This window comes from Saccharopolyspora sp. 7B, assembly GCF_020177435.1.
Taxonomy (GTDB): domain Bacteria; phylum Actinomycetota; class Actinomycetes; order Mycobacteriales; family Pseudonocardiaceae; genus Saccharopolyspora_C; species Saccharopolyspora_C gregorii.
The window spans coordinates 17,379-27,771 of the sequence record NZ_JAIUKC010000151.1; the positions used below are offsets into that span (position 1 = coordinate 17,379).

Below are 10,393 nucleotides of genomic sequence, written 5' to 3' on the forward strand. Positions count from 1 at the left end.
GTCACGCGGACGCGTACCGGGATTTCAGGGCGCCCTTCACGAGCTTCCCGGTCGGCGTGCGGGGCAGTTCGGCGAGGAAGTCGACGCTGCTGGGCACCTTGTAGTGCGCGATCCGGGCGCGCACGTACTCCAGCAGCTCCCGCTCCAGTTCCGGGCCCGGTTCCGCACCGGCCGCGGGCTGCACCACGGCCTTCACCGACTCGCCCATCTCCGCGTCGGGCACGCCGATCACCGCCACGTCGGCGATGCGCGGGTGCAGCGCCAGCAGGTCCTCGACCTCCTGCGGGTAGATGTTTACCCCACCCGAGATGATCATGAACGCCTTGCGGTCGGTGAGGAACAGGAAGCCCTCGTCGTCCAGGTAACCGACGTCGCCGACCGTCGCCCAGGCCGGGTGCTCCGGATGCCGCGCGGACCGGGTCTTCGCCGCGTCGCCCCAGTACTCGAAGGACTGCTCCTCGCGGGCGAAGTACACGGTGCCGACCTCGCCGGGCGGCAGCTCGCGGCCGTCGTCCGCGCAGATCCGCAGCTCACCGAGCACCGCGCGCCCCACCGAACCGGGTTTCCGCTGCCACTGCGCGGAATCGATGAACGTCATGCCGATGCCCTCGGTCGAGGAGTAGTACTCCAGCAGGATCGGCCCCCACCACTCGATCATCGCCTGCTTCACCTCGGCCGGGCACGGCGCGGCCGCGTGCACCGCGACGCGGTGGCTGGAGAGGTCGTAGCGGTTGCGCACCTGCGCGGGCAGCTTCAGCATCCGCACGAACATCGTCGGCACCCACTGGCTGTGCGTGACGTGGTGGCGTTCGATCGAGCGCAGCGCCAGTTCCGGGTCGAACTTCTCCATCAGCACCACGGTCCCGCCAAGCGCGTGCGTGGACGCGCAGTAGCGCAGCGGCGCCGCGTGGTAGATCGGCGCGGGCGAGAGGTACCGCGAACCGGGACCGATCCCGTACAGCCGCGCGACGACCGGGGTGAGCACGTCGCCTTCCTCGTGCACCTGCCGGTCGGGCAGTTCCGGGCGGATCCCCTTGGGGCGCCCGGTGGTTCCGGACGAGTACAGCATGTCCGCGCCGCGCGGCTGGTCCGCCGGCGGCCGCGGCGAGCAGCGGGCCAGCGCGGCCTCGTAGTCGGCGAACCTGGCGACCTCGCCGCCGAAGGCGAGTCGCACCCGCAACCCCGGCACCAGCGCGGCCACCTCGGCGGCGGCCGCGGCCAGGGCGGCGGACACCACGAGCGCGCCCGCGCCGGAATCCTCGACGACGTAGGCGATCTCGGCCGGGGTGAGGTGGCTGTTGACGGCGGTGACGTAGAGCCCGGAGCGCACCGCGGCCCAGTACACCTCGAACGCGGGCGGGGTGTTGTCGGTCAGCAGCGCCACCACGTCGCCGCGGCGCAGCCCGACCTCGCGCAGCGCGTGCGCCAGCCGGATCGACCGCTCCTCCAGCTCCCCGTAGGTCAACCGCTCGCCCGATCCCGCCATGATCACGGCGGGCCGGTCCGGGTCGGTCGCGGCGTGGGCACCTGGGTACATGGCGGTTCCTCCTCGAACCTCGGCCACGCCGCGGGCCTCCGCGGCCCGGCGAAGCGGCGGAGGCCACGGCGGAACCCGGTGCGGGCACCGGGCCCGGCCCGAGCCTGGCACCGCCGCACCACGACGGTCAATGCCGACTGCTTCCCTGCCGGGAGGTTTTCCGGGACGGGTACGCTGACCGGGTGGTTCGGTCCGGCACGGCTAAGACGACGGCTCCCGGCGCACCGCGCACCCGCGAGGAGCGCACCGCCGACAGCAGAGCGCTGATCCTCGACGCCGCCGTGGACTGCCTCATCGAGCACGGCTACGCGGGCGCCTCCACCTTGGTGATCCAGGCGAAGGCCGGGGTGTCGCGCGGGCGGCTGCTGCACCACTTCCCGTCCCGGGACGGACTGCTGGTGGCGGCCGCGCAGCACCTGGCGAACACGCGGCTCGCGCAGACCAGCGTGCACGCCGAGCACAAGCTCGCCGACGAACCGGACGGCCGCGCGCGGGTGGACCGGTGCATCGAACTGCTGTGGGCGACGTTCCAGGAACCGCACTTCTGGGCGGCGATCGAGCTGTGGACGGCCGCGCGCACCAACCCGGCGCTGGCCGCGGCGCTGCTGCCGGAGGAGCGCGGGCTGCGCGCCGCGATCCGGGAGGCCACCGACGGGATCTGGGGCCCCGCGGTGCGCGCGCACCCGCGGTACGAGCTGCTGCGGGAGTTGCTGTTCACCAGCATGCGCGGCGCGGCGATGCCCTACGCCTTCGAGGACCGCTCCCCCGCCACCGACCCGCACCTGGCGCTGTGGAAGGACCTGGCCCACCGGTTGCTGGACGACGAGGACTGACCGAGGCCGGGCGCGATCACCGCTCGGAGCGGTCCGAGCCGGTCGCGGGACGGGGGGCATCGCCGGGGTTCTCGTGCTCGCGCACCACCCAGGCGGCCACTTCGGTCAGCTTGATGTTGGCCTCCTTCGACGCCCGCACCAGCAGGTCGAACGCCCGCTGACCGGAGATGCCGTACTGGGCCATCAGCAGCCCCTTCGCCTGGCCGATCCCGTCCCGCGACGCCACCGCTTCGCCGAGCTGGCGCTGTTCTCGCGCACCGGAGAGCGCCAACGCGGCGTGCGCCGCGAAGATCTCACCGATCAGGCGGCTCTCCTCGCCGAAGCGGACGTCGTGGCCGCCGTAGAGGTTCAACGCTCCCAGGGTGTCCTGCTGCACGAACAACCGGAACGAGATCAGGCTGCTCGCCCCGAGCCGGTGCGCCCGTTCCGCGAAGCGCGGCCAGCGGGTCTCCGTCGCGAAATCGTCCACCAGCACGGTCTCGTGCTCCCAGATGGCGTCCAGGCACGGCCCTTCGCCCAGCTCCTGCTGCGCCTCGTCGCACAGCCGCACCAGTTCTTCCGTCGGCACCCGCGCCCGCACCTTCCGCCGGTGCACCTGCGTGATCCCGCCGGAGACGACCCCGGGCACCGTCCCGACGGCGGACCGCACGATGCCGGCCAGGGTCTCCTCCTCGCTCGATTCCGCTTCCAGGTTCCTGGCGAGCGTGCTCATGGTGCGCGCGAGTCCGTGGCGCGGGTTCTGATCATCGGTCACGGCGACTCCTCCGGCTCGTAGCTCGCCGTGCGGCGCCAGGTGGTCCCGCACGACTCGGCCGGGCCGTACGTCCGGGTGGCGCGACCCGACCTTCGACGCTGCGTGCTGAGACCCTCTCATCCGAGGGCCCGCAGCACACCCGCCGCAATCCCGCGGCGGGCAGGCCGGATCACGCACCACCGGACGCTCAGCGCGGGGCCATGCGGATGGCGCCGTCGAGGCGGATGACCTCGCCGTTGAGCATCGGGTTGGCGACGATGTGCTCGGCGAGCGCGCCGAACTCGTCGGGTTCGCCGAGCCGCGAGGGGTGCGGGACCTGGTCGCCCAGCGACGCCTTGACCTCCTCGGAGGCACCGGCCAGCAGCGGGGTGTTGAACAGGCCGGGCGCGATGGTGACCACCCGGATGCGGTGCTCGGCAAGGTCGCGGGCGATCGGCAGCGTCATGCCGACGACGCCGCCCTTGGACGCGGAGTAGGCGGCCTGCCCGACCTGGCCGTCGAACGCGGCGGCGGAGGCGGTGTTGATGATGACGCCGCGCTCCTCCCCCACCGGCTCGTGGGTGATCATCCGTTCGGCGCCGAGGCGCAGCACGTTGAAGGTGCCGATCAGGTTGATGTTGATGATCTTCGTGAAGGCCGCGAGCGGAAACGCGCCGTGCTTGCGGCTGACCACCCGCAGCGCGTTGCCGAGCCCCGCGCAGTTCACGACCACCCGCAGCGGCCCGAGCTCCCGGGCGGCGTCGAGCGCCGCGGCGACCTGGTCCTCGTCGGTCACGTCGGCCGCGGCGAACCGGGCCCGCTCGCCGAGGTCGGCGGCGACCTGCTCGCCCGCCGAGGTGGGCAGGTCCAGCAGCACGACGCTGCCACCGGCCGCGACCAGCCGCTTCGCGGTGGCCAACCCGAGCCCGGACGCCCCTCCGGTGATGACTGCGACGCCGCCGGTGATGTCCATGCGCTCCTCCTCGTCCCAGCGGGACCACCCGGGCCCCGACCAGTCAGCAATGACCGTTTTCTACGGCACCCGGCGCACCGACCGCAAGAATCCGCCACCGAACCGGGGTGGGCGGACCATTGAACCGACCAGATCGGACGAGCGGCCCGTTCACCCCGCCTGCCAGGCCCGAGTGAACGGGCCCGGGGGCCAAAAAAATTGGGAGGACCGGACCTGGACACCCGGGCCGGGGGGGCACCATTAGGGGCCCCGGGGGGGTTTGGTCCCCCGCACCCCCCCCCCCCCCCCCCCCCCCCCCCCCCCGCCCCCCCCGGCCCCGCCTCTCTTCTCCCTCCAGCCAAAAATCTTTACTCCGCGCCCCCCCCCCCCCCCCCTCCGCTGCCGGGGCGACACATTTCGGGGCCGCGGCTCGTTGTCCTCCACGTCACCCGGACCCGTCGTCAACGCCGAGGAATCGCCGATGCACACCCCACGCCCCACCGGTACCGGCATGACCAGCAGCGACCAGATCGCGCGGCACGCCCGCAAGATCCCCGACGCGGTGGCGCTGCGCTTCGGCGACGCGGGCCGCACGTACCGCGAGCTCGACGAGCGGCTGAGCAGGCTGGCGAACGCGCTGCTGGCGCGCGGGGTGTCGGCGGGCGACCGGGTCGCGGTGCTGGGCTTGAACGGCATCGAGGTGGTGGAGGCCTACCACGCGTGCGGCAGGCTCGGCGCGATCTGCGTGCCGATCAACTTCCGGCTGGTGGCCGACGAGGTGGCGTACGCGCTGACCGACAGCGGCGCGGTCGCGGTGGTGGTGGACGCGGCGCTGGCCCCGGTGCTGGCCAAGGCGCGCGCGCAGGCACCGGAGGTGCGCACCGTCCTGGTGATCGGCGGGGCGGACACCGGCGCGGAGGGCTACGAGGAGGCGCTGGCGGCGGCCGATCCGGTCTCGCCCGGTGTCGACGTGGCCGAAGAGTCGCCCGCGTTCATCATGTACACCTCGGGCACGACGGGCCGCCCGAAGGGCGCGGTGCTGACGCACCACAACCTGCTGCTGCACTCGTTCAGCATGATGGCGCACCTGGGCACGCCCGCCGGGGAGCGGGTGGGGATCTCGGGTGCGCCGCTGTTCCACATCGCCGGGGTGTCCACGATGTTGCCGAACGTGCTGCTGGGGGGCTGCACGGTGGTGTCGCGCTCGGGCCGGTTCGATCCGGCGGAGGTGGTGGACGTGCTGGAGCGGGAGCGCGTCACGGACTGCTTCTTCGTTCCGGCGCAGTGGCAGGCGATCTGCTCGGTGCCGGGCGTGGCCGAGCGGGATTGGTCGGCGCTGCACCGGTTGTCGTGGGGTGCGGCGCCCGCGTCGACCCCGCTGCTGCGCCGCCTGATCGAGGTGTTCCCGGACGCGGAGGTGGTGACCTCGTTCGGCCAGACCGAGTGCAGCCCGGTGACGACGCTGCTGCGCGGGGAGGACGCGCTGCGCAAGATCGGTTCGGTGGGCACGCCGATGCTCAACGTCGAGGTCCGCGTGGTGGACGAGGAGATGAACGACGTGCCGCGCGGCGAGGTCGGCGAGATCGTGTACCGCGGCCCGACGGTGATGCAGGGCTACTGGGGCAAACCGGCGGAGACCGCGGACGCGTTCGCGGGCGGCTGGTTCCACTCCGGCGACCTGGTGCGGGAGGACGAGGACGGCTACTACTTCGTCGTCGACCGCAAGAAGGACATGATCATCTCGGGTGGGGAGAACATCTACTGCGCCGAGGTGGAGGACGTGCTGGCCGGGCACCCGAAGGTCGGCGAGGTGGCGCTGATCGGCGTGCCGGACGAGAAGTGGGGCGAGACCCCGCTGGCGGTGCTGGTCGCGCGCGCCCCGGCGGATCCGCCGACGGCCGCGGACGTGGAGGCCTACTGCCGCGAGCACCTGGCCGGCTACAAGCGCCCCCGCCACATCTCGGTGATCGCGGAGCTGCCGCGCAACCCGAGCGGCAAGATCCTCAAGACGAGGCTGCGCACCGCCCGCGCGGACGGCGAGCTCCCCGACACCTGATCCGGGCGGACGGCCCGCACGCGGACCGGGCGGGCCGTCCCCCTGCGGGAGCTACTTCTCGGACCACCGCGGCGGCGGGTTGTCGCCGAAGATGCGCTCGGCCTGCTCGGCGGTGGGGATCACGAAGATCCCGCTGGCTTCCACGAGGACCCGGTCCGGTTCGTCCTCGGTGGTGATGGTGGCTTTCGGCCCGGTGCGCCGATCGGTGATCGAGTCCTCCGGCACCCAGGCGGTGAGCCGCAGCGGGGTTTCCAGCGGCACGGGTCTGCGGTAGCGCAGCGACAGCGACACGGTCATGCCGGGGCGGCCCTGGGCGGCGTGCGCGTGCCCGAGGATCTGGTCGACGAGCATGGCGCTGATCCCGCCGTGGGTGTAGCTGTGCGGGCCTTCGTAGGCGAGCCCGAGCGTGCAGGTGCCGGTGGCGACGCCGTCGGCGACCCGCACCCGCATCGGTGGTGCGATCGGGTTTCCGGGCCCGCTGGCGGGGTTGTACATCCGCCTGCCGGGTTTGGCCTCGTCGAGCGTCGGCGGCACGTGCCTAGTGCGGCTCGCTTCGGTGAGCGGGCCGACGAGGTCGCGGGCCTGGTCGGCGGTCTTGCGCAGCGTGGCGGCGTCCACCTCGGTGCCGGCGGCGGCCTGGACGAGTTCGCGCAGCGCGTCACCGAGTTCGCGCGCGGCGCGGGCCCGGTCCTGGGCGTGGTCCTCGCCGGAGCCGTCGGGCTCGCGTTCGGCGTCGGACTGGCGGTATTCGCTGATGACGGGTGTCTCCTGGTCGTTCCGGTGGTGCGCCGCGGTCACTCGCCGCGCCACGCGGGGGCGCGCTTCTCGGCGAACGCACGGGCGCCTTCCTGCGCGTCGGCGGAGCCGAACACGGGCCCGGCGATCTCGGCCTGCTCGGCGAACGCCTCGGCGTCGGTCCAGCGCAGCGCGCCGGAGACGATCCGCTTGGTGGCGCGCACGGCGAGCGGCCCGTTGGCGGCGACGCGCGCGGCGAGCTCCTTGGCACCGTCGAGGGCACCGCCGGGTTCGGTGAGGCTGTTGACGAGGCCGTGGGCGTGCGCCTTCTCGGCGGTGAGCGGGTCGCCGGTGAGCGCGATCTCCATGGCCAGCTGGTACGGCAGCGCCTTCGGCAGCCGCAGCAGTCCGCCCGCGGCGGCGACGAGCCCGCGCTTGACCTCGGGCAGCCCGAACTTCGCTTCGCGGGAGGCGACGACGAGGTCGGCGGACAGCGCGAGTTCGCAGCCTCCGGCCAGCGCCCAGCCTTCGACGGCGGCGATGAGCGGCTTGGACGGCGGCCGTTCGGTGAGCCCGCCGAACCCGCGGCCGGGCACGTGCGGCCGTTCGCCGCGGGTGAAGGCCTTGAGGTCCATGCCCGCGCAGAACGTGCCGCCGGCGCCGGTGATGATGCCGAGGACGAGGTCGCTGCGGGATTCGAGTTCGTCGACGGCGGCGGCGATGCCTTCGGCGACGGACGCGTCGACGGCGTTGCGGGCTTCGGGCCGGTCGATGGTGATCACGGCGATGCCGTCGCCGAATTCGGTGCGGACGCTCTCGCTCACGTGCTGCTCTCCTCCTGCTCCGCGCCGCCTGGCGGTGGCGTTCTCCCTGGCAGTGTTACTCGCTCGCGAAAAAACGGTCAAGGCAGACCGCTGCGGGTCACTGTGCGGTCGGCCACCTCGGGATGCTCCCACGCGCGCCGGGATCGTCGGTGGTGGCGGGCATGCTGTGTCGCGGACGAGAGGGGGTGCGCGGTGCGGCAACGGCAGGTCGCCCTGCTCCGCGGGGTGAACGTGGGCGGGCACAACAGGATTCCGATGGCGCGGTGGCGGGAGGTGCTGTCCGGGCGGGGTTTCGGCGAGGTGGGGACGTTGCTGCAGAGCGGCAACGCGGTGTTCACCGCGTCCTGCCCGGCGGCCGAGTCGGAGCGGCTGGTGGCGGCGGACCTCGCCGCGGAGTTCGGGTTCGAGGTGCCGGTGCTGGTGCGCACCCGCGACGAGCTGGCGGCGGTGGTGGCGGCCGATCCGCTGGGCGAGGTGGCGAGCGTCCCGGCGCAGTACCTGGTGACGTTCCTGTCCGCGCGCCCCGATCCGGCGGCGCTGGCGGAGCTGGACGTGGCGGGCTGCGCGCCGGACATGGTGCGGTTCGGCGAGCGCGAGGTCTACGTGTGGTGCCCGGAGGGCGTGCGGAACTCGCGGGTGCCGCAGTCGTGGTGGGAGCGCCGCCTCGGCCTGCGCGCGACCTCCCGCAACTGGTCGACGGTGACCCGCCTGCTGGCGCTGGCCGATTCCGGCCGGTGAGCTCGTCTCGGGGTTCGGGCCGGGACGTTGTCCCCTACCGATGTGCCGCGGCGACGTCTGACGCTGGGTCGTGGGAGCCACGTGGTGGCGCCGCGCGGCCGGGCTGCGGCGCAACCGAGCGAGGAGGGCGCAATGGGGCGAGCGGTGGGCATCGACCTGGGCACGACGAACTCCGTGGTGGCGGTGTTGGAGGGCGGCGAGGCGACCGTCATCGCGAACTCGGAGGGCGCGCGCACCACACCGTCGGTGGTGGCGTTCGCCCACAGCGGTGAGCTGCTGACCGGCCAGCCTGCGAAGAACCAGGCGGTCACGAACGTCGATCGCACGATCCGGTCGGTGAAGCGGCACATGGGCACCGACTGGAAGACCACGATCGACGAGAAGGACTACACGGCGCAGGAGATCAGCGCCCGCGTGCTGATGAAGTTGAAGCGCGACGCCGAGACCTATCTGGGCGAGGACGTGACCGATGCGGTGATCACGGTCCCGGCGTACTTCGACGACGCGCAGCGGCAGACGACGAAGGAGGCCGGCCAGATCGCGGGCCTCAACGTGCTGCGCATCATCAACGAGCCGACGGCGGCCGCCCTCGCCTACGGGCTGGAGAAGGGCGAGAAGGAGCAGACGATCCTGGTGTTCGACCTCGGTGGCGGCACGTTCGACGTGTCGCTGCTGGACGTCGGCGAGGGCCTGGTCGAGGTGAACGCGACCTCGGGCGACACCGACCTGGGCGGCGATGACTGGGACCAGCGGATCGTGGACTGGCTGGTGGAGAAGTTCAAGGCGTCCTCGGGCATCGACCTGACGAAGGACAAGATGGCCTTGCAACGCATCAAGGAAGCCGCGGAGAAGGCCAAGATCGAGCTGTCGAGCTCGTCGACGACGAACATCAACCTGCCCTACATCACGGTGGATTCCGAGAAGAACCCGATGTTCCTGGACGAGACGCTGTCCCGCGCGGAGTTCCAGCGCATCACCTCGGACCTGCTGGAGCGCACCCGCAAGCCGTTCGAGAACGCGGTGCGGGACGCGGGGATCTCGGTGCAGGACGTGGACCACGTGGTGCTGGTGGGCGGTTCCACGCGGATGCCCGCGGTCACCGAGCTGGTCAAGGAGCTGACCGGCGGCAAGGAACCGCACAAGGGCGTGAACCCGGACGAGGTGGTCGCCGTCGGCGCCGCCCTGCAGGCCGGGGTGCTGCGCGGCGAGGTGAAGGACGTCCTGCTGCTGGACGTGACACCGCTCTCCTTGGGCATCGAGACCAAGGGCGGCATCATGACGAAGCTGATCGAGCGGAACACCACGATCCCGACGAAGCGTTCGGAGACGTTCACGACGGCGGACGACAACCAGCCTTCGGTGCAGATCCAGGTGTTCCAGGACGAGCGGGAGATCGCGGCGCACAACAAGAAGCTGGGCAGCTTCGACCTGACGGGCCTGCCGCCCGCCCCGCGCGGGGTGCCGCAGATCGAGGTGTCGTTCGACATCGACGCGAACGGCATCGTGCACGTCAACGCGAAGGACCTCGGCACCGGCAAGGAGCAGTCCATCCAGATCTCGGGTGGTTCGGCGCTGCCGAAGGAGGACATCGACCGGATGGTCTCGGACGCCGAGGCGCACGCCGACGAGGACCGCAACCGCCGCGAGGAGGCGGAGACCCGCAACCAGGCCGAAACCCTCGTCTACCAGACGGAGAAGGTCCTCACCGACAACGACGACAAGCTGCCCGCGGAGCTGAAGGAGCGGGTGCGGTCGTCGATCGGCGCGGCGAACGAGGCGTTGCGCGGGCAGGACGTATCGGCGATCCGGACGGCGGTGGACAAGCTGGCGTCCGAGTCGCAGGAGCTGGGCCAGGCGATCTACGGCAACGCCGGAGGCGGTGCGGGCCCATCGGCGGGCGCGGCAGGCGCAGGTGGCGCAGACGTGGGCGGTTCCGGGTCCGGTGGCTCGGGGTCGGGCGGTTCGGGGGCCGCCCCCCCGCCCCC

9 protein-coding genes are annotated in these 10,393 nt (G+C 72.4%); 4 read left to right on the forward strand and 5 right to left on the reverse strand.

The window, feature by feature from the left end:
• Window position 1: 1 nt before the first annotated feature.
• Window positions 2-1,537, reverse strand: coding sequence for an acyl-CoA synthetase (locus LCD33_RS22195; RefSeq protein WP_224966884.1), 1,536 nt, complete (start codon window positions 1,535-1,537; stop codon window positions 2-4).
• A gap of 182 nt (window positions 1,538-1,719) precedes the next feature.
• Here LCD33_RS22195 and LCD33_RS22200 point away from each other — a divergent pair, with 182 nt between their 5' ends.
• On the forward strand, window positions 1,720-2,370 hold the full coding sequence (locus tag LCD33_RS22200; protein WP_224966883.1) for a TetR/AcrR family transcriptional regulator: 651 nt from the start codon (window positions 1,720-1,722) through the stop codon (window positions 2,368-2,370).
• Window positions 2,371-2,386: 16 nt separating this feature from the next.
• On the opposite strand, the gene LCD33_RS22205 is transcribed toward LCD33_RS22200, so the two are convergent.
• Entirely contained in the window at window positions 2,387-3,124 is a 738-nt protein-coding gene (locus LCD33_RS22205; protein ID WP_224966882.1) for a GAF and ANTAR domain-containing protein, read from the reverse strand.
• 187 nt (window positions 3,125-3,311) lie between these two features.
• Window positions 3,312-4,076, reverse strand: a complete 765-nt coding sequence (locus tag LCD33_RS22210) for a 3-hydroxyacyl-CoA dehydrogenase (RefSeq protein WP_224959834.1) — start codon at window positions 4,074-4,076, stop codon at window positions 3,312-3,314.
• 460 nt (window positions 4,077-4,536) lie between these two features.
• Between LCD33_RS22210 and LCD33_RS22215 the strand changes: the two genes are divergently transcribed.
• On the forward strand, window positions 4,537-6,111 hold the full coding sequence (locus LCD33_RS22215; protein WP_224978237.1) for a long-chain-fatty-acid--CoA ligase: 1,575 nt from the start codon (window positions 4,537-4,539) through the stop codon (window positions 6,109-6,111).
• A gap of 51 nt (window positions 6,112-6,162) precedes the next feature.
• On the opposite strand, the gene LCD33_RS29490 is transcribed toward LCD33_RS22215, so the two are convergent.
• Complete coding sequence (locus LCD33_RS29490) at window positions 6,163-6,921, reverse strand: PaaI family thioesterase (protein WP_224959832.1); 759 nt, start codon at window positions 6,919-6,921, stop codon at window positions 6,163-6,165.
• The gene (locus LCD33_RS22225) at window positions 6,906-7,670 is read right to left on the reverse strand and encodes a crotonase/enoyl-CoA hydratase family protein (protein WP_224966880.1); all 765 of its coding nucleotides are present in this window, start codon (window positions 7,668-7,670) and stop codon (window positions 6,906-6,908) included. The genes LCD33_RS29490 and LCD33_RS22225 overlap by 16 nt, the downstream gene beginning before the upstream one ends.
• 192 nt (window positions 7,671-7,862) lie before the next feature.
• Here LCD33_RS22225 and LCD33_RS22230 point away from each other — a divergent pair, with 192 nt between their 5' ends.
• Entirely contained in the window at window positions 7,863-8,408 is a 546-nt protein-coding gene (locus LCD33_RS22230; RefSeq protein ID WP_224978238.1) for a DUF1697 domain-containing protein, read from the forward strand.
• Between the two features lie 132 nt (window positions 8,409-8,540).
• The coding region (gene dnaK, locus LCD33_RS22235; protein WP_224978239.1) for a molecular chaperone DnaK at window positions 8,541-10,393 on the forward strand (1,853 nt) is incomplete at its 3' end.